This is a genomic window from Variovorax sp. P4_D9, assembly GCF_056401695.1.
The window spans coordinates 1-20,933 of record NZ_JBFUIU010000068.1; the positions used below are offsets into that span (position 1 = coordinate 1).

Genomic DNA, 20,933 nt, shown 5'->3' on the forward strand with positions numbered 1-20,933 from the left:
GAACCAAGAGTGTAGTCATATTCGTCAAAATCGTCAAATTCGAAACACGGGGGACCACACCGCATCGGTCAGGCGGAGTGCGRCTGGCTTCACGGCCAGATGCGCAATGCCGGAGGGGCAGCGTCGWCAGCTGCCACTGGCGAAGCTGGATGTCGCCATCGGTGAAGACCTCGATGGAACTGTTCTGTCGACCGAAAGCAGACAGGACWCCTCGCACTCGCTCGTGCGAATGCTCATCGGCGATTCGAACGAATGCCACGCTGCGCTGACMGACGCCGGCGCGCATAGCCCGGCCGGCGACGASCTCGAACGATTTCTCCTCGTCGGGGTGGCAAAGCCGCAGGTAGCCGCCGTCCAGCCCSACCGTSGTGACGTTCGATCCRCTGCCCATGTCGGCCGCCTCTGGCTGGACCTCGAGGCCYTGCGCATCCAGTCGCCGACCGACGTCCAGCGTGTGCCGTCGCACCGTACTCGGAGCGTTGGCTCTGGCCACCGGCAACAACAGCTCCAGCAACTCCGAGGACTTGGCATAAGGAATCGTGGCGGCCARGCGGCTTTGGACGTACTGCAACTCCGCCGAGATCCAGCGCCGGGCCCGCCGTTCGCTTGGGGCGGTGCTGCAATAACATTGGCATCGMCGCCAACGCGGCACTTTCACGACAACACTGCCAAACAGGCTGCGGTAGTGAACGTCGTGATAGTCCTTGATGGCGCGATTCAGGCCGCATGATTCGCATCGGCGCTGGCTGGAGGACAGCAAGTCGACCTGACGCGTGACGATCTGCGCCTGTATCCGCGCGAGCAGCGCCTTGGCATCGGCCAAGCCCAGCCCCAGAGTTTCGATGCTCGGCTGCGCATCGACCTCCAGCGTCAGCAGCGGCAACGCGTCCGACTCGGCAGCGCCGCYGGAAATGGCAAAACTGACTTTGATCTGCATGGCCAAGCTCCAAAGGCGCGCCAGGCGTCATTTTCCAGCCRGCGAACTCGACCGMAGAYTGRCCAAKCGMGAYARGAACTCGCAAGTTRGCGTCTGCACACCCCACCGTTTGAATCGCTCTCAGGTGATACAAATCGACCCCGCCAAGCGCGGTCGCAAACTGGTGCTCGCGGCCATCTCCGGTCATTCTTAGTCGTGCTCGTTAGCCGACAGTCGCACGCCAACTTGGGGAGATCGGCACTACTTCCCCAGTATCTTGGTCCCGAGTCATCGTATTCGGGCGGCGGATTCGTCACCTCATCGCGACAGGAACGCGAGCGCTCTGGGCACGAAGTCGGCGTGGAACTGGAACACCGCGCCGTGCCCGGAGTCCGGATAGATGACGAGTTCGCTGTTCGGTAGTCGCCGAGCCAAGTCTCGCGTGTTCTGGCTCGGAACCATTCGATCGCTGTCGCCGTTGGCGACAAGGACTGGATGATGAATCCTGGACAGATCCGCAGGTGCCTTCGCACCCCAGCGACGCAGCGCTTTCAACTGTGCCTGCAGCGCGGTAATTGTGATCTCCCTGTCACGGTCGGCTGAGCGTTCCTTCAGCCGCGCCAGGAACTCCTTGCCGGCGCGGATACCGTCGGGAGTTCGAGTGAAGAACAGGAACTGCTTCGGGTCCTGGAACGTGAGCCAGCCCCGCACCATGTCGAGATAGGTCACCCGGGCCACCTGACTGATGCCTTCGCCGCCGGCTGGCCCGGTGCCGGTGATGATCATGCGGCGTACCAGTCGAGGCGCCATCAGGACGATCTCCTGCGCCACCATGCCGCCCATCGAAAACCCGAACAGATCGACCTGATCGAAGCCCATCGCCCTGATGAATTTGACGGCGTCGCGGGCCATCTCCTCCATCGATGTCGCCGGGGATCCGCTCGACGCGCCGACGCCGCGGTTGTCGAAGGTGATCACGCGATGCTTCGCCGCGATGCCGTCGACGACGCGGGGATCCCAGTTGTCCAGAACAGCCGCGAGGTGGATGAGGAAACGACTGGCGGGCCGGGGTTGTCCACGCCGAGTTCCCGATAGGCGAACGACACACCGCCTGCGGTGATGCTCTGCGTGGGAACGTTCGTCCAGGTCACCGGCGGTTGGTGCGATGCGCTCATCGAGGAGTCCTCGTCAGTCGGTCGGACGCGCCGGTCAGGCTGCGAGGACCGGATAGTCGGTGTAGCCCTTGGCACCAGGCGTGTAGAAGGTCGTCGGGTCCGGGGTGTTCAGCGGGGCATCGCTGCGCAGGCGCGCCACCAGGTCCGGATTGGCCAGGAAGGGGCGCGCGAAGGCGATGAGGTCCGCCTGGCCCGCCTCGAGCGCGCGTTCGGCGCTGGCGCGATCGAAACCGCCCGCCAGGATGAATGCACCTTGGAACGCCGCGCGCAGGCGCGTCTTCAGCTCCGCCGGAACCACCGGCGCCCCCATCGCCGAATGGTCGAGCAGGTGGACATACTGCAGCCCGATCTTCGAGAGCTTCTCGGTCAGCGCCAGGTACTGCGCGTCCACGTCAGGGAACGCACACGTGCCGTTGAACACGCCGTACGGCGACAGCCGGATGCCGACATGCTGGGCGCCGATCGCGGCCGCCGTCGCGCGGGCGATGTCGAGAGCGAAGAGGTTGCGGCCTTCGATGCCGGCGCCGTAGGCATCGTCGCGCCGGTTCACGTTGGCGTTGAGGAACTGCTCGATCAAGTAGCCGTTCGCGGCATGCAGTTCGACGCCATCGAAGCCGGCCTCGACGRCAAACTGCGCCGACGTCACATACTCCCCGACTGTCCGAGTGATGTCGGCCGTGGTCATCGCACGCGGGGCCGTCGGGGCGGGCAAAGAGGAACGAGTAGTCGACGTCCCGCTTCTTTGCCAGGCGCATGATCTTGCGGCTCATCAGCGCGAACACGAGCTTCAGGACGAGATTGAGCCGGCGAGCGCGAGCGAATGCGACGTCCAGTGGCCCGACCAGGGAGACGATCTTGCCCCGCGCCTTGAGGATGCCGATGGACTTCTCGATCGAGTCGCCCCTGACGGTGCCCAGCACCGCGTCGTAGCCGCGCAGCACAGTCTCGAACTCCTGCTTCTTGTAGTCGACCACCTCGTCGGCGCCCAGGCTGCGCACCAGTTCGACATTGCCTGTGCTGGTGGTTGTTCCCACCTTGGCACCCAACAGCTTGGCCAACTGGATGGCGAACGTGCCAATGCCGCCGGAGCCTGCAGGGATGAAGACCTTTTGGTCCGACTGAAGATTGACGCGTTCCTTCAGCGCTTGCCACGAGGTCAGCCCGACCATCGGAATCGATGCCGCCTGCACGAAGTCCAGGTTGGCCGGCTTCAACGCGGCAGCGCTCTCCGGGACCACTGCAAACTCGGCGATGGAGCCTGTACCCTGATCGAAGATGTTGGCGAAGACCGCATCGCCGACTTTGAACCGGGTCACGCGGCTGCCGACCTCGGTCACGATACCGGCCAGATCACTGCCCAGCGTGGCCGGGAACTGGAATTTCACGACGGCTTTGAAGATCCCGGTGGGGATCATGTTGTCGATCGGATTGACGCTGGCCGCGTGGACCTGAACCAGCAATTCTTCGGCCTTTGGCGTGGGGCGGGTAAGGTCGACCAACCCGATCTCCGGCGACTTGCCGTAGCGTTTGAAGGTGAGCGCTTTCATGGTCTTTCTGGTTGTGGCGGACCCGAATGGGCCGCTACGGGTTGATTGGGAAAATGAGCGGGTCGCCACGGGCGAGCGCCAAAAGGAGTCGGGTCCTTTTGAGTCAAGGCGCAGAAGGCGGCGACTCAAAGATGGCGCAGGTGGTTGTCGCATGGGCATACAGCTTCCCGTCGGGGCCGACGATCCGCGCTTCGGACGTGCCGACCTGACGGCCGACGTGCAAGGCGGTGCCTACGCAACGCAGCGGGCCGGTCTTCGTGCTGGCGGCCCGGACGATGTTGAGATTGATCTGGCAGGTGGTGTAGCTTCGCCCGACGGGCAGCTTGGTCTGCACGGCACATCCCAATGCGAAGTCCAGCAAGGTCGCGTACCAGCCGCCATGCACCGAACCCAGCGGGTTGTAGTGCTTGAGCTGCGGAGTCGCCTGAAAGACCGCGCGCCCATCACCCAACTCGACCAGCTCACAGTCGAAGGTGTCGGCCATGTACGGATGGGGCAAGTCGCCTTCGAGCAAGGCCGTCATCACCTGCAGACCTGTCTTGCCTTGAATCTGATGCGGATGGGCCAGGCGCCGGCATGACCTCCGCCTCGTTCGAGCCTACGCTGCCTCACCTGCTCCAACTGCGCCTGCCAGGCGCTTAGCGTGACTTCGACCGTGTTCTCAATCGACATGAGGGATCCAACTGATGGTGTGGAAGAGTGATCGCGATGCCGGTCCGCTTCTGCAGGAGCAGACATCGACGTCGCATCGAGCGGCGCGGCCATGTTCACGGCTGCGCCGCCCGCGGCTTGGTGTCCACCGGTAAGCAGAGAAAGCCCGTGAGCAGCGCCAGCGCTCCATGCAGGGCATACAGCGCATTGAAGTCGGCGCGTTGCAGTGCCGCATGGCCCAACAACGCCACCGTGAGCGCCACCCCCATGACCGAGCCAATCTGGCGCGTGGCCTGGTTGACCGCACTGCCGACGGCGTAGTGCGCCACCGGCAGGCGGCTCACGGCCGCAGCGGAGAGCGATGGCAGCACCAGGCCGACCGCGATGCCGCTCATCATCAGCCCGGGAAGCCAGTGCGACAGATACTGCGGCTCAGTCCCCGGTACGAGCAGGAACCACAGGCTGCTGCAGGCATAAAGCAGCGAACCGCCGACCAGGAAGCGGCGATGACCCAGCCGTGTCGCCAGGCGACCGGTGACGATGGCCGTCGGCATCACGAGCAGCGGCCCGGGTGTCACCGCCAGGCCGGCCTGCGGCAGGCTGAAGTGCCAGACGTTCATCATGTAGAAGAACAAGCTCAGGAACATCATCGAGAACGCCGTGCCGAAGGCCAGCGTGGCGAGATTGACGTAGCAGTAGGTGCGGTTGTGGAACAGTGCCAGGTCCACCAGCGGCGCCTTGGCCCTGCGCGACCACGCAACGAAGGCACCGGCGGCGACCAACCCGGTCGCACCCATGATCGCGAGTTCCATGCGACTCCAGGTCGGCACATCGGACTCGACGATGGCCAGGGTGACGGCACCTACCGCCAGCATCAGCAAGGCCATGCCGACGCCATCCACCCGTCGACGCTCGCTGGACCTTTCCGATTCGTTCAACAGCGACGCACCGCGCCACAAGGCCAGGCCACCCAGGGGAAGGTTGATGTAGAACGCCCAGGGCCAGCCGAAGTTGTCGATCACGAAGCTGCCTGCGCTCGGGCCCACCGCGGCCGCGAGCCCACCGACCGCGCCCCAGAGGCTCACGACCACCGCGCGCTTGGCCTGTGGAAACGCCGCCAGCACGATCGACAGTGATGCCGGCGTCAGCAGCGCCGCGCCGACGGCCTGCAACACCCGGGCCGCGATCAGCCAGCCCACGCTGCCGGCCAGACCACAGGCCGCCGAGGCCGCCAGGAACAGCGCCACACCGATCAGGAAGACGCGCTTGCGCCCATGGGTGTCGGCCAGGCCGCCCGCGGGAATCAGCATCGTGGCGTACACCACCGTATAGGCGTTCAACACCCACGACAGGTCGGCCGTCGAGGCGTCGGCGAAGGCATGTCGCAGGGGGTCAAAGGCGGCGAACAGCATCGTCGTATCGAGCGACACCAGGAAGGTGGCGATGCTGGCGACCCAGAACACGGGCCACGGCGACGCGGGCGCCGCGGCGCGCAGAGCCGGTGTGTCGACGGCCGCGGTCATGTTCAGTCCCGCGCCTGCAGGTACACGCCAGGCTGCGCTGACAAACCGAGCTTGACCTGCTGCGTCATCTCGTCTGCCAGCACCTCGTCGGCGCCGGCTTCGAGCGCGTCGAACGCCTTGGCGACGATGTCCTCTGGCGTCGACTTGGGGCTGGCGATGCCCTGTGTCATGTCGGTGTCGACGAAGGCCATGTGCAGTGTCAGCACCTGCGTCTTCTGGCCCCGCAACTCGTTGCGCAGGCCGTTGCTGAGGCTCCAGGTGGCCGACTTCGCCACCGCGTACGCAGCCAGCGCCGGACTGGTGATCCAGCTGGCGACCGAAGCCACGTTGAGCAGCGCGCCGCCGCCGTTGGCGGCCAGCACCGGCGCGAACGCGCGGCTCATGCGCAACACGCCGAAGACGTTGGTCTCCAGCTGCTCGCGCAAGCTGGCCTCGGCATCCGCCGCGAGGAGGCTGGTGAACTGTGCGATGCCGGCGTTGTTGATGACCACCGTCGCGTCACTGGCCGCCTCGACGGCGGCAGCGATGTCGGCAGGCGAGTTCACGTCGAGCTGGATCGGCGTGACGCCGGGCAGCGTGACGCTCTTCGGGTCCCGTGCACCGGCGTAGACCTTGCGCGCACCGCGCGCCAGGGCGGCCTTGGCGAACGCAAGTCCGATGCCGCGATTGGCGCCGGTGATGWGGACGGTGGCGTTGTCGAGTTTCATGATGTTCCTGAGAATGATGATCGTCATATTTGCCGGCACGCAAGAGCGCAGCGGCCGCTTCAACGGCGCCTCAGGCGTCGTACTGTCGGAGCAAGCTGTCCCGCGCCTCCGACAGCCAGGCCTTACCCGCTTTGCCCTGGAGCGTGCGCGCCAGTTGCAGCGTGCCGACCAAAGTGGCAGCGACCACCTGTGCTCGCGCCGGGTCGACACTGGCAGGAAGGGTGCGGCGCACCAGTTCGACCAGGCCCAGCACGCGGGCGCGGGCTGCGCTGGCGACCTCTTCGGACTGGCGCGGGAATTCGGAGGCCAACGCGGCGACCACGCAACCGCACTCGGCATTCTCGAGTTGCGCATCAGCCAGGTAGGTGTGCACCAGCGCGGAGAACGGACTCATCCCTTGGGCCTGCGCCTGGCGCAGCCGATCGACGAGCACGGCCCCGGTGTCGCGACCGGCACGCTGCGTGGCCTCGGCCAACAGAGCATCGCGGGATGCGAAGTGGGCATAGAAGCCGCCATGCGTCAGGCCGGCCTCTTTCATGATGGTGGCCAGACCGACGCCGTCGTAACCGGCGCGGCGAATTGCACGCGCCGCTACATCCAGGATGCGGTCGTGGGTCAGTTCCTTGCGGCTGGTGGTGGCTGACATGATGACCGCAATATTACGCTCATCATATTCTTGCGTCAACCGCGGTCGAAGGTCCGCTTTCGCGGATGGTGAGTGTCGGCAACGGGCCCAGACTCCCAGTTCGGCGGCCAAGAGAGCTGTCATTTGACACTGCGATGGCATGCTCGCCCGAGCGAATGTGGCGCTCTATGACGGCAATACCCTGGTACCGGCCTTCGATACCAGCGGCTCCGTGACACGTGGATGACCGGAGTCGGCTTCACAGCGTGAGTTCACCCACCGGTAGGGAAGGACCGGAACCGCTGCAGACCAGCCGTGCGACGGTCGCTGACGACAGGCAGGGTAGGGCCCCTGGACTAAACCGCTCGCGCGGTAGCCCGCCGCTGAGGCTGCCGCCCTATCAATCATCRCGTCCCTGTCTATGTTGAGTARCGAGGCAATCGGCCTCGTTCATYRACAGGAGCACGATCATGACCCCATCGACAYCAGCGGTTTCTCCGCTGCGTCAGCGCATGCGCGACGACATGCGCATGCGCAAGCTCGGACCCAAGACACAGGCTGCCTACATCCGCGCGGTTCGGTACCTCGCCGGCTTCCTGCAGCGTTCCCCCGACACAGCCWCCGCGGAGGATCTGCGGCGCTTCCAGTTGCACATGGTCGATCGGGGCGTCTCGCCGATCACCCTCAATGCGACGATCACCGGTTTGAAGTTCTTCTTCGACGTCACGCTCGACCGTGGCGAACTGATGGCCAAGATGAGCTACGTAGATGTGCCTCAGAAGCTGCCGGTGGTCCTGAGTCGCGAGGAGGTCGCACGCCTGATCGCTGSGGCCTCCAACCTGAAGTACCACACGGCACTGTCCATTGCCTACGGCACGGGACTTCGGGTCAGCGAAATCGTTGCACTGAAGGTCGGCGACATCGACAGCCAGCGCATGACCTTGCGCGTCGAACAGGGTAAGGGCCGCAAATGTTCTACAGAACATTTGCGGCCACATGTGTTCGCCGGTCTTATGTTGCGGTGCTTCCTCGACCCCCTGGARCCAACCGGATCTCACCGTCTTTGACGACACATAGAATTTCGCGCCCTCTGGGCGGACATTCCGAAGTTTCTACGGAGGTTCCGCCATGTTTGATCAGCTTTTTTGTCGCCTCTCCGCGAGAGCCAAGCACGCAAGCGCGCCGTTTTCTGAAGAGCGAGGTCGCTATCTTGAGTACTGCACCAAGCGAGGCGACTCTCGTTGGACGATGGCGAGCAAAGCCCATGACCTGCTGTGGTTCTCCCTCAAGCTCAGTGGGCGTACTGACCTCAACCTCTCGGTCGAGCAAGTTCGAGCGATCATCCTCGAAGGCGCAGATCGTGAGGACCTCACGGGTCCGAGGCTTGCGCTTTCGACTACACGCAGTCGACTGGTTGGTCATGCCTGCGCATGGCTTCGATATTTGGGTGGTCTTCGCGAATCGATTGAGTCGATTCCCTACGGATTGCAGTTAAACGAGTACTGCACCTGGGCGCTGCACGAGCGCGGTCTCACTGTCGCCAGCGTTGATCGTTTTCGCGGCGACATCAAATATTTTCTGCGTTGGTATGCATCGTTTGATCGACCCCTCGCTAGCGTTGATATCAACGACGTCGACGCCTATCTTGCTGTTGGCAATGGCCGAGGATGGGCTCGTGTCACCCAATGCAATGTCGTGGACGCGCTGCGGTCCTTCTTTCGATACGGTGCCCAGCACGGATGGTGCTCATCTCGCTTGGCGACAGCCATCCGTGGGCCACGGATCTATGCTTTGGAGAGGCTCCCGACTGGCCCCATGTGGGCAGATGTGCAGCGCCTATTGGCAGGCTTGCAGACCGGTCGGTCAACAGACATCCGTGACCGCGCTATCCTGATGTTGTTCGCGATCTACGGCTTTCGCGCGAGTGAGGTGGCAAGACTCTGCCTCGATGACATTGATTGGGGGCACGACAGGATTCGGATAGCAAGAGCCAAGAGGCGTGAGTCACAGATCTACCCGCTTCTCCCCTCGGTCGGCAAGGCCATCATCGAGTATCTGCAGTTCGTTCGCCAGATCACTTCGCATCGCGAGGTGTTCCTCACCGTCATTTCGCCATATCGCCCCCTTTCATGCAGTGGGCTCTATGACATCGTTTCTTCCAGATTGAATGCGCTGAACGTGCAATGCGCTCATCGCGGTCCGCATAGCCTCAGGCACGCCTGCGCGACTCGATTGATTGCCGAAGGATTGTCACTCAAGGAGATCGGAGATCACCTCGGACATCGCAGCACCTCGTCTACTCGTATCTATGCGAAGGTAGACCTGCCTGGTTTGCGCGAAGTGGCCGCTTTTGATTTGGGAGAGCTGTCATGAAGCTTCGTGAGCTTGTCGAGACCTACATTGACTACAAGCGCTCGTTGGGGATGCGGCTCCGATCACAAGCTGCAGTGCTTCGAGCGTTTTGCCGCCACATGGGAGACATCCATGTTGAGGACGTCAAGGCCGAATCGGTTCTTGCCTTCGTCGCTGGAACCGGCCCGGTCACCCGTCGTTGGCGGAATACCTACACAGTGCTCGCTGGCCTCTACCAGTTTGCGATTGACCGCGGCTTTACGACGAAGTCGCCTCTGCCCGTGAGCATTCCCCATCGTCCGCCTCCGTTCGAGGCGTATGTCTACTCGGTCGATGAGCTTGAGCGGTTGCTGGCAGCCACCGACATTCTGCAAAGTGTCTTGTCGCCGCTGCTTGCAATGACCATGAGAAGCATGCTACTGCTGCTGTACGGGACGGGCATGCGCATCGGAGAGGCGCTCTCACTCACTTTGCAAGATGTCGATTTGGGCGGCCACCTGATTACGGTGCGCGATACCAAATTCTTCAAGACGCGCCTGGTCCCCATCGGTCCCCGTCTGAGGATAGCTTTGATGGACTACCTGTCGTGCCGTCAAGCGCTCCCATTGCCTGCCGGTGCGAACTCGGCTTTCCTTGCAACACGCACAGGCATTCATTTGAACTACAAGCGTGTGAACAAACTGTTTTGCCGAATCCGCCGAGCCGCCGGGATTCGGCGAGAGCCCACCGCCCGATATCAACCTCGCATCCACGATATTCGACACACCGCGGCCGTCCATCGAGTCGTCGCCTGGTATCGCGCTGGCGCGAATGTTCAGACATTGCTGCCGCAGTTGGCAACGTATCTTGGACATGTCGATATTCGTTCCACCCAGTGCTACCTCAGCATGACCAGTGAACTGCTTCGCGAAGCCAGCCTTCGCTTCGAGCGCTACGCCCAGCCGGAGGTGTGCCATGCGTGACGCAATCCTGATCGGCTCTTGGGTGCGCCGTTTTCTGCTGGAGCACGTGATCACCGACCGCAACTTCGCCCGCAACACCCAGGTCAGCTACAGAGATGCAATGATCCTCTTGCTGCCGTACTTGAGCAACGTGCGACGCAAGGGTGTTGACAAGTTGACGATCGACGATCTCTCGCCGTCTGTGGTGCGCTCGTTCCTGGAATATCTTGAGAAGGAACGCGGCTGCTGTGGCACGACACGCAATCTGCGCCTAGCCGCGATCCACTCGCTCGCCAAATTCATCGCCATACACTGCCCCGAGCAAGTGTCCTGGTATGCAGAGATACGCGCGGTGCCCTTCAAGAAGACCGCGRAATCCACACTGAATTACATGGACAAGGAGGAGATGGACGTGCTGTTGAAGACGCCGAATCTCGACACGCCACAAGGTGCTCGAGATCACGCCTTGTTGCTGTTCCTCTACAACTCTGGAGCTCGCGCCGATGAGGCCGCGCATCTGAGCTTGGCCGACATTACCTGGGGTAGTTCTCCCTCGGTGCGCCTCACCGGCAAAGGCAACAAGACGCGCCGATGTCCGATTTGGCAATGTACTGCCGACGCCCTCAAGTCGCTGGTTTCTGGACGTGGCGCCGAGGACTTCGTCTTCCTCAATCGGCTCGGCCAACCGCTGACGCGCTTCGGAATCTACAGCTTGGTTCGTCGCGCTGTCGAGCAGGCCACCAAGACATTGCCATCGTTCGCCGACAAGCGGATCAGTCCGCATTGTCTGAGACACACCTGCGCCGTCCACCTGCTACGTTCGGGCGTTGACATCAACACAATCCGCGCCTGGCTTGGACATGTCTCCGTCGACACCACGAACATCTATGCCGAGGTCGACCTGGAAATGAAAGCCAAGGCGCTGGCGCACTGCGATCAACCCGATGAGGCTTCCGTCAAGCCGTGGCACTCCGACCCAGGTCTCATCGAATTCCTCAGGTCGCTGTAGCAATCCGTCCGAGACCTTATGTTGCGGTCGTACCGGCATCTACCGACAGCTCTCGCCCTTCCAATGGCGGCTGCCGCACCCGCCTCAACATAAGACCGGCGAACACATGTGGCCGCCACGACCGATACGTGATGCTCTCGCCCCGGTTGCTGGAGGCGCTGCGCTCGTACTGGAAGGTGGTGCGCCCCAAGACCTGGCTGTTTCCCGGCGACATCCCCGGCCGGCCGATCACTACAGATGCCGTGGCACTGGCGTGCCGCAAGGCACACCGCGCGGCCGGCATCGCCAAGCCGATCACCCCACATTCGCTGCGCCACGCGTTCGCCACGCACCTGCTGGAGTCCGGCACCGACGTGCGCCGCATCCAGTTGCTGCTCGGCCACTGCAGCCTGGCCACCACCTCGCGCTATCTGAAAATCGCCACCAGCACAGTGTGCGCGACGACCAGTCCRCTGGATCTGTTGCCTGAGGTCGCGCCGCTGCCGTCCGAGCCGACTCCTCCCCCGGTGTTCTAAGCCGGCAGCGATGCGCGCCACCGGGCTCGAGGTGGCGGACATCTTCCGCCAGGTCGGGCCTGCCTACCGTCAGGATCACGCTGACGCGATCAGCGGTGGGCAGCGTCGTGTCATGCGCGCCATCGAGCGCTGCCGCACGGCGGCGCTGGGCGGCCACGTCGAGCAGTGCGATGTCTGCGGCCACCAGCGCATAGCTTTTAACAGCTGCAGGGATAGGCATTGCCCAAAATGTCAGTCGCTGGTTCGCGCGCAGTGGCTGGAAGACCGGCAGGCCGAACTGCTGCCGGTCGAGTACTTCCACGTCGTCTTCACCGTGCCGCAGGAGATTGCTGCCATCGCGTACCAGAACAAGGCTGTGGTCTACGACATTCTGTTCCACGCCACCGCCGAGACCTTGCGCACCATCGCCGCCGATCGCCGGCACCTGGGCGCCGAGATCGGTTTCATTGCGATCCTGCACACCTGGGGCCAGAACCTGCTGCATCACCCACACCTGCACTGCGTCGTGCCCGGCGGCGGGGTGGCCCCGGATGGCCAGCGCTGGATCGCCTGCCGCCCGGGCTTCTTCCTGCCGGTGCGGGTGCTGTCGCGGCTGTTCCGGCGCCTCTTCCTCACGCAGTTGCGGCAGGCCTTCGATGAGGGAGAACTGCGCTTCTTCAACGACCTTGCCGTGCTGAAGCGCTCCGATGCCTTCGCCAGCTACCTGGCGCCCGTCGCCCGTGCCGAGTGGATTGTCTACGCCAAGGCTCCCTTCGGGGGCCCCCAACAAGTCCTGGACTACCTCGGGCGCTACACCCATCGGGTGGCGATCTCGAACAACCGCCTGATCGACTTCGCCGACGGCCGGGTCGCCTTCGCGTGGAAGGATTACCGTCACGAATCGCGGCGCAAGGTCATGTGCCTGGATGCGCAGGAGTTCGTGCGCCGCTTCCTGCTGCATGTGCTGCCGAGGGGCTTCCAGCGCATTCGCCACTATGGCCTGCTGGCCAACCGCTACCGCCAGATCAAGCTCGACCGCTGTCGCCAATTGCTGGCAGCGCCCGCGCCGATCGTCGAGTTGCCCGATGCGGCGCTGGACTATCGTGATCGCTATCAACGCCTGACCGGCGTGTCGCTGCGCGCCTGCCCGCAATGCGGGCGTGGCCAGATGGTGCGCATCGAATCCTTCCTGCCGGGAACCTTGCCACGGGGTCCACCGCCCACGCCACCATGAACGCGATCCCCAACCGTCAGTCCCAGCTCTTCTCGCCGCGCCGCGCCACGCGCCGGGTGTCCCTTTGCATGCCCACACCGAACGACGCTGTGGAGCTCTCGTGGCGCATACATGTCGTCGTCATTGCACACGCCTGGGCAACTCGAACCTCATTCCACCACCGGCGAGCACGCCTCACGCTGCAGAACTATCGGGGCCTGACCAAGCGCCGATTGATTCAATACCCATAGCACCACCGTCGTGCGGGCGGTTCAGTCCAACGGGATCTTTAGCCAACCGGCCGCGGGACACGAGTTGCGCCCTGAATCGTCGACGGCGCGCCGCGGCCGCTCGGCTAAAGACTCTCTGCATAATCGAAAGCTTTCGATTACTCGCCGGGCGCAAAGCTCAGGCGGTCGAACTGTTCGGGCTCCTTGTGACGAAGCTGGGCGACGAAGCGCTTGACGGAGTTGTAGGCGCCGTCAAAGCCGTGCAAGTCGACCAGGTCCTGGTAGATGGCCGTGGCGTTGCGGCCCAGGCGCAACTGGGCGTCGATGAAGTCGCGGTGGGGTTCGCACTTGGAGGTGGCCAGCGCCAGGGCTACCGGCCTGGAAGTCGGTGGCCAGGGTGGAGCAGTTTGACTGGGAGGGTCGGTGGCCACCCCGGGGCAGTTTGCCGGATCGGCGGCGAAGCGCTGCTGATACGCCCGGATGGTGTGGCGCGAGATGCCGGTGATTCGCGCGATCTCGCGCTGGGTGGCGCCGCCCTTGAGCAGCGTCCAGATGGTGGTTTGCAGATGTGGCTTCAAGACGTTCACTCCGTTGTTCCCCTCACTCAGAGGGGGTGGAAAGTAACGTCCTGCCTGTCGAGCCTCGCGGCGCCCGACGCACCGTGTTCAATGCGTCAGGTCACCGTGGCCAGGGTGGAGCAGTTTGGGTGGCCATAAGTGGGGCACTTTGGGTGGCCGCCGGGGCTTGCATTCTGCGGGAAGCTCTTGTAGTCACTTTTTGCACTGAAATCAAATGGACCCCGCTTACTGCGACCGCGGTGTGCGACATGCAAACCCGGGCCGAATCTGCATCCGCTTAGCGGTCAGTCGCAAACTTCGTCCTATGGCCGACAGTTCCCGTTCGCGGCGGTATGCCGTCACAGCTCAAGGGACCCGAGCGGTCGGCGACTGATCGAACAGGCTCGAGCCAGGTCGTGTTCTGCGTTTCCCAGGCGTCGGTGGTGAGCGCGCCCCGCACGGCGCGGGCGTTCTCGCGCGCCCCGCGCAGGCATGAGACGATCGACGACGGATTGGACGTGTCCTTGACCATGAACTCCATGACTTCGTTGGGGACGATCTGGTCGTGGCGCTCGTTGTACAAGGGCAGCAGTTCGCTGATTGAGAGCAGCCCCTGCCAGCCGTACTTGGCCACTTCGGCAGTCTGCGGCAGCAGCGAGGTCTGGCAGTTGACATCGATCATGCGGGAGGTGTTTTCGGCCCGCTGCGCGGTGCTTGCGAGTGGCCTGGGGGCCAGACCGGCTGGTCGACGTGAAGTTCCATGCGCTCAACAGCGAGTTCTTCGGCACCGCCACCGAGGAAGACCAGGAGTACGACTTCTATCACTGGAGCGCAATCTTGGGCAGCGTCTCGGCCTTCGAGGTCTACCGCAAGGTAGTCGTCCTCGAGATGCAGCACTCGAATGGCAGTGGTCATCTTGGCCCGTCCTGCTCGCCACGGAGCGACTCGACGACCTCCTTGAACTCTGCCGAGATGCTGAGGTTCTATCTGGCGCATCTCCCCAGCGCCCCCTGACCAAACCGGGCGACCTCAATGCCGCCATGCCTTGAATTCCTGCCCTTAGCCCTCACAAGGGACGGCCCCATTGCCGAGGTGGCGGCCCGACTGCGAGGTTTGTAGGAAGCGATCATCGCCGTCGTCCGCAGCCTGAAGGTCTGGCTTTCGCGGCCGGAAGGTTGTCCTGATCAGCCATCCCCTGGCAACGTTCTTGTGCCAAGTCAGCGGCCGAACATCGGACGACGGTGGCATCCCGGTCGCTGCGCGAGGCGAATGCAGGAAGCGGCGGAATCCTTCATAGGGTCGAGCTGCGCCTGGAGCGACTACGTCATGGCGAAAGTTGTGCCGCGGGCTGTGCGTAGGGCGCCAGGTAGCGACGCTCGATGTCGACCGTCGCGCGATGACCGAGCTCGCCGCGATTTTGCTCAAGCCAGGTCACGCATGCGCCATACCCGGTGCGCCGCAGCGATTCGAACAGCGTCGGCCCGACGGTGCGCTTGACCGAGGGTTCAATCTCGACCTCGGTCCCCGCCTCCGGCAGGCTGAGCACGTGCATGCGGATGTCTGCCTGCGCGACATGACGGTTGACGCTGTCTAGCGCGCGCAGCTCCGACACAAGCCCGTTGATCGAGGCGATCTCGTTGATGCGGTTCAGGATGTTCTTCGCCGTGGTCGGGGTTTCCGGCCGGTGCAGCGGCGTCAGCTCCACCATCAGGATGTCCGTGTCGAGTGCTTCCCGGTACAGTGGCCAAAGCATCGGATTGCCCGCGTAGCTGCCGTCCCAGTAGAACTCGCCATTGATTTGCGCGRCCTGGCACATCAGCGGTGCGCAGGCCGACGCCACCAGTGCGTCGAGCGACATGTCATGCGGTCCGAACACACGCGAGAAGCCCGAGTGCACGTTGACCGCATTGACGAACAGAGGCGTGCCGCACGGCGTGCGCAAGGCCTCGAGACCAACCACTGCGGCCAGGACATGGCGAAGCGGTTCGAGCGCCACCGGGTTGGTCTGGTAGGGCGAAAGCAATGGAAGGGCGTCCTCCCAGATGCCCATGCCTGGCTTGCGCAAGGGCAGCAGCAAGAAGGTCAACGGCGCGCCGATCGCGGCCACTCTTTGCCACAGCAAGGCCAGATTGTCTTTGGCGCCCTGCCGGCCCGCTCTCACGAGGCCCGTCACGAGCGCGGCGCCATTGAGGGCACCGGCACTCGTGCCGCTGACGCGCCCGATGTCGATGTCAGGCTGGTCGAGCAGGCAGTCGAGCACGCCCCATGCGAACGCCCCGTGAGCGCCACCGCCTTGGGGGCGCAAGATTCAGGACGGGCCGGCCGGACGGGCAGGAGGATGGCATTGGACGGGTCACTTTCGGGCTGGGGTTGGGCGGCGCGCGGGGTCTGTATGTGGGAAGCCCCCTCTAGCCCTTTTTGTAGTCGCCGCGCTTCGCGCCCGGCTAGGCCGAGAGGCAGAACCGCTGTAGTCCGGACGACGCATTCGACTGCCGGCGCGCCGACACGGCACGGAGCCCTCTCGGGAACCCGCCGACACATTCCCGCAGGTCGGCGGTTTAGCCTCCCGGTTTCATAAGACCCTTGGTCCCGTCCGGGCGCGTCGAGGGCCTCGCCCGCCCGGCGAGCGCCGCCGAGTCGCATCGGGCGCGGGGGGACATCGTTGCGGATGTCCAGGAGCACCGCGAGCGCGGTCTTCGGCGAGGCGCACTCCGCATACAGAAGGCGATTAGCGCTGTTCGGGCCTTTGCGTCCGCTCGGGTGATCCGGCGGTCGCGGTTGCGCGTGACGGCGGAAACGCAACGGCACGGGGCGCTGTAGGTATTGGCCGTCCTGCTCAGGCGGCGCAGTCATTCAGGAGGAAATGGCTGGCCTGATCATTCTTGTGACGACGTGCCACTTTGCGGTGAGCAACGAAGGGCAGCCCGTGATTGCAAGCAAAGACAACCTGTCGATCGTCGTGGACTGCGGGACCTCTGTGGATGGCTTGCTGGTGTCCGCGTCGAACCTACTGCCCGGCGTTCTTCTGGTGCATGGCTGGGATAGCGATCAGACGCACTACCAAGTGCGAGCCGAGGACATCGCGGCACTCGGCTGCGTATGCCTGACCTTCGATCTGAGAGGGCACGGCCGCCAGGAAGCGCTCAGGGAGTCCGTCACACGCGAACAGAACGTGTGCGACGTACTAGCGGCATTCGATAGCTTGGCCAATCATGCGGCCGTCGACCGCCAGTCACTGGCGCTGATCGGCACGAGCTACGGAGGCTATTTGGCCGCCATCGTGAGCGCGATGCGAAACGTGCGTTGGCTGGCGATGCGCGTTCCCGCGCCGTACCCGGACGATGACTGGAACTTGCCCAAGAACAGCTTGGATCGCGAGGAGCTCCAGAGGTATCGGTCGGAGGTCCGTCCGGCGGGCTCCGACCGTGCGCTTGCGGCATGCCTTGAATTCTCGGGTGACGCTCTCATCGTGGGCTCCGAGCTCGACGATACGGTGCCTGCGACGGGCATCGCGAGCTTTGTCCGATCGTTCCAAAACGCCAAGTCGCTGACCTATCGCAGCATCGATGGCGCGGACCACGCGCTTTCCGACGAGCGAAGTCAGCGGGCCTACGACGCCCTGCTGTCGGCCTGGTTGACCGAAATGATCCTCGGTGCGCGCCGGCCGCCCAGCGGCTGAGTCCACCAGGCGGAGGCMGGCGCGCGCCCCGCCACGAGGTGAATCCGGACCGCCCTTGACCACCTCACGTCAATGCAGGGGGTGGCCGTCCATACACCGCGTGACAAAGGTTCCGGACCATTAGTGCGTGGTAGGCGCCGCCGGCTCGGGCGTTGGGAGTCGAGACGCAGCATCGACACGTGGGAAGAACTCGCGACTTCGACGAGCGACACTCGGACGGCTGGTCGTTTGGTACAAGACGTGGCCTACGCATGGGCAGAACCCAGCGCCTCGGCGAACGAAGGAAGCAGACGCCCGTTAGAGACCCGTTCGCGTGGGCCGGATGCGATCGCCGAGCCACCTCGCGCTCGCCAATCTCGCAGGGCCCCTGGATGGGGGAGCTCAACAACCCCTGGTCCCGAATGGCCTACACACATCAACACAGCCTTCTTACCCAGGGGGACGCCAGCCTCACGATATTGATGCACTCGCTTCACTCAATACTCATACAAGCACATGATCGGCGTTGTCGTCCCTGCACACAATGAACAAGACGTCATCGTCGAATGCATCGGCTGCATTTTTCGAGCGGCCGGAGACGTTCGACTCGTCGCCGAACCCGTCGAGTTGGTGGTCGTGACGGATTCCTGTACCGATGGCACGGGCGTGCTCGCGGCGCAGGCCGGCGCCACGGTGTTGACCCTTCACGCACGCAATGTGGGCGCGGCGCGCGCTGCCGGCGCCGAGCACCTGCTCGCAAGAGGCGCCAGATGGCTGGCGTTCACGGACGCCGACACCCTGGTTTCGCAGGGCTGGCTCGCGGAACAGCTTGCGTTGGAGGCAGACGCAGTGTGCGGAACCGTCGATGTCCAGAACTGGTCTCCCCATGGCGAGCATGCCGACCTGTTGCGGTCACACTTCGCGCAAACCTATTTCGACTCCGATGCACATCGGCACGTCCATGGCGCCAACCTTGGTGTTTCGGCAACAGCCTACCGTGACGCAGGTGGCTTTCGCCACCTCTCATGCAGCGAGGACGTCGAACTGGTGAGCGCCCTCGAGACCTGCGGGGCCCGCATCGCCTGGAGCTGTCGACCCCGTGTGATTACGAGCGCGAGGCGGGTCGCGAGAGCGCCAGGCGGATTCGCGGATGCTTTGCTCAATGCGGTCGCGCAGCGACTCGCGGCCGGTGCCCCTTATCTCCCATCACTCGGAAAAACATCGTGAGCGAGATGGCCGAGCTCTTCGCGCGCGAGTTTCCTGTCTGGCACATGGTTGTCCGGGGCACCGTGGTGTACTGGTTCCTGCTGCTGGTCTTTCGATTCGTGCTACGCCGCGACGTCGGCTCGATGGGAGTGGCAGACCTGCTTTTCGTGGTGCTCGTGGCTGATGCCGCCAGCAATGCGATGCAGGGCGAGTACAAGTCGATCAACGACGGTCTCGTCTTGCTGGCCACCCTGGTCGCGTGGAATTTTGGGCTTGACTGGCTGAGTTACCGATTCGCGCCCGTGGCCAGGTTTCTCGAGCCGCAGCCGGAGGTCCTGGTGCGGCATGGACGCGTCAATCGCAAGGCCATGAAGCGGGAAATGATCACCATGGAAGAGCTCGAGGGCCAGCTGCGCGAAGCCGGCGTGGAGGCGCTATCGGAAGTTCGCATCGCGCGCCTGGAGGGCGACGGCAAGTTGAGCGTTTTCAAGGTCGATTCGGCCAAGAGTCAGCCGCGCTCGCCGCAAGAGGACGACGCCCCAGGTAGATGACCCGTGTCCGATGCATGGCGCGACCGGGTCACCACCGCCATGCACGGAGACGTCAGCCAGAAAAAAGGCCGCAAGCAATGCTTGCGGCCAAACCAACCCCCGTTCGCTAACTCGAGATCAAGCCACTGGCGGATCATTCTCGCGGCCGAAATGCCGATGCTTGCCCATGGCGCCGATGAAATCGGCGATGGCCTCGTCTGCAGCAGACGCGTCGGCAAGGATCAGTCCAGGATCCGCGGAACCGTCGGGCATCGTCATCGGGATCTGAGCTTCAGCGAGCAGTGCTTGCGATGCGCCGAAAGCCAGGATGGTCTTGCAATGCCAGTATTGGACGCGCAGGAACTCGAGCGTGTGCGCGTCTGCGTCCAGGCTCGCCACTGCATCTTCCCCGTCCGGAAGAACGAGGGCATCGAACAGGAATCCCGGCGAGTTCTCCATGGTTGCGTCGGCGGCAAACTTCTCGCCGCCGATGCCGACGTAGGTGCCTAGCCGGGCCGCCACCAGCCGCGGCACCGCTCCCGCCGCCACCAGCGATGAAACGAGTTTTCCAAGCGACTTGCCTTCGAGGCCGTTGGCGACGAGGACCGCGATCTTGCGCGTGCGGATGCCGCCATCGCCCGGCCGAGCCATCAACGACAAGGCGGGCGAGCTCTCGACCTCGGGTGTGGCGGGGTTCTCGAGCGCCTTGGGCAGCGGTGCCGGCAGGTCCATCCCCAGGTCTTGCGCGAGGCGCGCCGCCAGTTCGGGTGAAGCGTTGAGCAGGCTCGCAACCACTCGTTCTCGGATCGCCGGCACGGTCACCTTCGACAACTCGAAGCGGAAAGCGTTGCCGATATGCGCCTTTTCCACTTCCGACTGGCTCTCGAAGAACAGCCGAGCCTGCGTGTAGTGGTCCGCGAACTTCTCGGGCTTGATGCGGACCTTGTCCGCGCTCTCCTTCGCATCGATGCGTCTCGCGACGCTGGTGAAGCCCTGGGCCGCGCCGGCCTGGAAGGGGCATCCGCCTGCAAGGGAGTTGGGCTCATAAGCCACGCGCCCCCGGTGGATCGCCTGGCGGTGCATGCCGTCGCGCTGGTTGTTGTGCACCTGCGCGATCGGCGCATTGATCGGGAGGTCGTGGAAGTTCGGCCCGCCCAGGCGGCTGATCTGCGTGTCGACATACGAATGGATCCGGCCTGCCAGCAGGGGATCGTTCGTGAAGTCCAAACCTGGCACGATGTGAGCGGTGCAGAAGGCCACTTGTTCCGTCTCGGCGAAGAAGTTGTCGGGGTTCCGGTTCAGCACCATCCGCCCGACGATTTGCACCGGAACCAGTTCCTCGGGAATGATCTTCGTCGCATCCAGGATGTCAAAGCTGAACTGTTCTGCCTGCTCTTCGGTGAAGATCTGCAGGCCCAGTTCCCACTCCGGATACTCGCCGGCCTCGATCGCTTCCCACAGGTCGCGGCGATGGAAGTCAGGGTCGGCGCCGGAGATCTTCACGGCTTCTTCCCAGACCTGCGAATGCGTACCGAGCTTCGGCTGCCAGTGGAATTTGACGAGCACCGATTCCCCCGCCTCGTTCACGAGGCGGAAGGT

The 20,933-nt window shown here is 63.8% G+C and carries 16 protein-coding genes and 6 pseudogenes; 10 read left to right on the forward strand and 12 right to left on the reverse strand.

Going from position 1 to position 20,933, the window contains the following annotated elements; genetic code table 11:
• From AC1DY5_RS10315 to AC1DY5_RS10350, 8 genes and pseudogenes are all read right to left on the reverse strand, one after another.
• The coding region (locus tag AC1DY5_RS10315; protein ID WP_478111195.1) for a hypothetical protein at positions 1-937 on the reverse strand (937 nt) is incomplete at its 3' end.
• Between the two features lie 297 nt (positions 938-1,234).
• Positions 1,235-2,091: pseudogene (locus AC1DY5_RS10320) on the reverse strand (alpha/beta fold hydrolase).
• Positions 2,092-2,125: 34 nt separating this feature from the next.
• Positions 2,126-2,776: an oxidoreductase gene (locus AC1DY5_RS10325; protein ID WP_478111196.1), complete on the reverse strand. Its 651-nt coding sequence runs from the start codon at positions 2,774-2,776 to the stop codon at positions 2,126-2,128.
• Positions 2,763-3,638, reverse strand: a pseudogene (locus AC1DY5_RS10330) (NADP-dependent oxidoreductase); the annotation flags it as partial. The pseudogene AC1DY5_RS10330 and the gene AC1DY5_RS10325, both read right to left, overlap by 14 nt.
• Before the next feature lie 103 nt (positions 3,639-3,741).
• Positions 3,742-4,122 carry a PaaI family thioesterase gene (locus AC1DY5_RS10335; protein ID WP_478111197.1) on the reverse strand — a complete coding sequence of 127 codons (381 nt, stop codon included), beginning with the start codon at positions 4,120-4,122 and terminating at the stop codon, positions 3,742-3,744.
• Positions 4,123-4,405: 283 nt separating this feature from the next.
• Complete coding sequence (locus AC1DY5_RS10340) at positions 4,406-5,812, reverse strand: MFS transporter (RefSeq protein WP_478111198.1); 1,407 nt, start codon at positions 5,810-5,812, stop codon at positions 4,406-4,408.
• Positions 5,813-5,814: 2 nt separating this feature from the next.
• On the reverse strand, positions 5,815-6,519 hold the full coding sequence (locus AC1DY5_RS10345) for an SDR family oxidoreductase (RefSeq protein WP_478111199.1): 705 nt from the start codon (positions 6,517-6,519) through the stop codon (positions 5,815-5,817).
• A gap of 70 nt (positions 6,520-6,589) precedes the next feature.
• Complete coding sequence (locus AC1DY5_RS10350) at positions 6,590-7,165, reverse strand: TetR/AcrR family transcriptional regulator (protein ID WP_478111200.1); 576 nt, start codon at positions 7,163-7,165, stop codon at positions 6,590-6,592.
• A gap of 449 nt (positions 7,166-7,614) precedes the next feature.
• On the opposite strand from AC1DY5_RS10350, the pseudogene AC1DY5_RS10355 reads away from it, so the two are divergent.
• The 6 genes and pseudogenes from AC1DY5_RS10355 to AC1DY5_RS10380 all read left to right on the forward strand — a co-directional run.
• Positions 7,615-8,139 (forward strand): annotated as a pseudogene (locus AC1DY5_RS10355) (tyrosine-type recombinase/integrase); the annotation flags it as partial.
• 133 nt (positions 8,140-8,272) lie between these two features.
• On the forward strand, positions 8,273-9,517 hold the full coding sequence (locus tag AC1DY5_RS10360; RefSeq protein ID WP_478111201.1) for a tyrosine-type recombinase/integrase: 1,245 nt from the start codon (positions 8,273-8,275) through the stop codon (positions 9,515-9,517).
• A complete protein-coding gene (locus tag AC1DY5_RS10365) occupies positions 9,514-10,458 on the forward strand; it encodes a tyrosine-type recombinase/integrase (protein ID WP_478111202.1) in 945 nt (314 codons plus the stop codon). The genes AC1DY5_RS10360 and AC1DY5_RS10365 overlap by 4 nt, the downstream gene beginning before the upstream one ends.
• Positions 10,451-11,446, forward strand: coding sequence for a tyrosine-type recombinase/integrase (locus tag AC1DY5_RS10370; protein ID WP_478111203.1), 996 nt, complete (start codon positions 10,451-10,453; stop codon positions 11,444-11,446). Before AC1DY5_RS10365 ends, AC1DY5_RS10370 begins: the two co-directional genes overlap by 8 nt.
• A complete protein-coding gene (locus AC1DY5_RS10375; RefSeq protein ID WP_478111204.1) occupies positions 11,401-11,961 on the forward strand; it encodes a tyrosine-type recombinase/integrase in 561 nt (186 codons plus the stop codon). The genes AC1DY5_RS10370 and AC1DY5_RS10375 overlap by 46 nt, the downstream gene beginning before the upstream one ends.
• 10 nt (positions 11,962-11,971) lie before the next feature.
• Complete coding sequence (locus AC1DY5_RS10380) at positions 11,972-13,174, forward strand: IS91 family transposase (protein WP_478111205.1); 1,203 nt, start codon at positions 11,972-11,974, stop codon at positions 13,172-13,174.
• A gap of 370 nt (positions 13,175-13,544) precedes the next feature.
• Here the strand turns inward: AC1DY5_RS10380 and AC1DY5_RS10385 are convergent.
• Both AC1DY5_RS10385 and AC1DY5_RS10390 read right to left on the reverse strand, forming a co-directional pair.
• Positions 13,545-13,970, reverse strand: a pseudogene (locus tag AC1DY5_RS10385) (IS21 family transposase); the annotation flags it as partial.
• 328 nt (positions 13,971-14,298) lie between these two features.
• Positions 14,299-14,676, reverse strand: a pseudogene (locus tag AC1DY5_RS10390) (alpha-E domain-containing protein); the annotation flags it as partial.
• Between the two features lie 2 nt (positions 14,677-14,678).
• Between AC1DY5_RS10390 and AC1DY5_RS10395 the strand changes: the two are divergent.
• Positions 14,679-14,816, forward strand: a pseudogene (locus AC1DY5_RS10395) (alpha-E domain-containing protein); the annotation flags it as partial.
• A 448-nt stretch (positions 14,817-15,264) separates the two neighbouring features.
• Here AC1DY5_RS10395 and AC1DY5_RS10400 read toward each other — a convergent pair.
• Complete coding sequence (locus tag AC1DY5_RS10400) at positions 15,265-16,245, reverse strand: patatin-like phospholipase family protein (RefSeq protein WP_478111206.1); 981 nt, start codon at positions 16,243-16,245, stop codon at positions 15,265-15,267.
• A gap of 558 nt (positions 16,246-16,803) precedes the next feature.
• Between AC1DY5_RS10400 and AC1DY5_RS10405 the strand changes: the two genes are divergently transcribed.
• The 3 genes from AC1DY5_RS10405 (at position 16,804) to AC1DY5_RS10415 (ending at position 19,355) form a co-directional block, all read left to right on the forward strand.
• Positions 16,804-17,619 (forward strand): alpha/beta hydrolase family protein, encoded by an 816-nt coding sequence (locus tag AC1DY5_RS10405; RefSeq protein ID WP_478111207.1) that lies wholly within the window; start codon positions 16,804-16,806, stop codon positions 17,617-17,619.
• Positions 17,620-18,114: 495 nt separating this feature from the next.
• The gene (locus tag AC1DY5_RS10410; protein WP_478111208.1) at positions 18,115-18,825 is read left to right on the forward strand and encodes a glycosyltransferase family 2 protein; all 711 of its coding nucleotides are present in this window, start codon (positions 18,115-18,117) and stop codon (positions 18,823-18,825) included.
• A 5-nt stretch (positions 18,826-18,830) separates the two neighbouring features.
• Positions 18,831-19,355, forward strand: coding sequence for a DUF421 domain-containing protein (locus AC1DY5_RS10415; RefSeq protein ID WP_478111210.1), 525 nt, complete (start codon positions 18,831-18,833; stop codon positions 19,353-19,355).
• Between the two features lie 117 nt (positions 19,356-19,472).
• Here AC1DY5_RS10415 and AC1DY5_RS10420 read toward each other — a convergent pair.
• Positions 19,473-20,933, reverse strand: a 1,461-nt coding sequence (locus AC1DY5_RS10420; protein ID WP_478111209.1) for a catalase, incomplete at its 5' end; no start/stop codon positions are given.

What these genes read in the sequence shown, in the direction of transcription:
- AC1DY5_RS10335 (WP_478111197.1), bottom strand. Translation starts at nt 4,122, where the DNA reads ATGGCCGACACCTTCGACTGTGAGCTGGTCGAGTTGGGTGATGGGCGC.
- AC1DY5_RS10340 (WP_478111198.1), bottom strand. Translation starts at nt 5,812, where the DNA reads ATGACCGCGGCCGTCGACACACCGGCTCTGCGCGCCGCGGCGCCCGCG.
- AC1DY5_RS10350 (WP_478111200.1), bottom strand. Translation starts at nt 7,165, where the DNA reads ATGTCAGCCACCACCAGCCGCAAGGAACTGACCCACGACCGCATCCTG.
- AC1DY5_RS10360 (WP_478111201.1), top strand. Translation starts at nt 8,273, where the DNA reads ATGTTTGATCAGCTTTTTTGTCGCCTCTCCGCGAGAGCCAAGCACGCA.
- AC1DY5_RS10365 (WP_478111202.1), top strand. Translation starts at nt 9,514, where the DNA reads ATGAAGCTTCGTGAGCTTGTCGAGACCTACATTGACTACAAGCGCTCG.
- AC1DY5_RS10380 (WP_478111205.1), top strand. Translation starts at nt 11,972, where the DNA reads ATGCGCGCCACCGGGCTCGAGGTGGCGGACATCTTCCGCCAGGTCGGG.
- AC1DY5_RS10405 (WP_478111207.1), top strand. Translation starts at nt 16,804, where the DNA reads ATGGCTGGCCTGATCATTCTTGTGACGACGTGCCACTTTGCGGTGAGC.
- AC1DY5_RS10410 (WP_478111208.1), top strand. Translation starts at nt 18,115, where the DNA reads ATGATCGGCGTTGTCGTCCCTGCACACAATGAACAAGACGTCATCGTC.
- AC1DY5_RS10415 (WP_478111210.1), top strand. Translation starts at nt 18,831, where the DNA reads ATGGCCGAGCTCTTCGCGCGCGAGTTTCCTGTCTGGCACATGGTTGTC.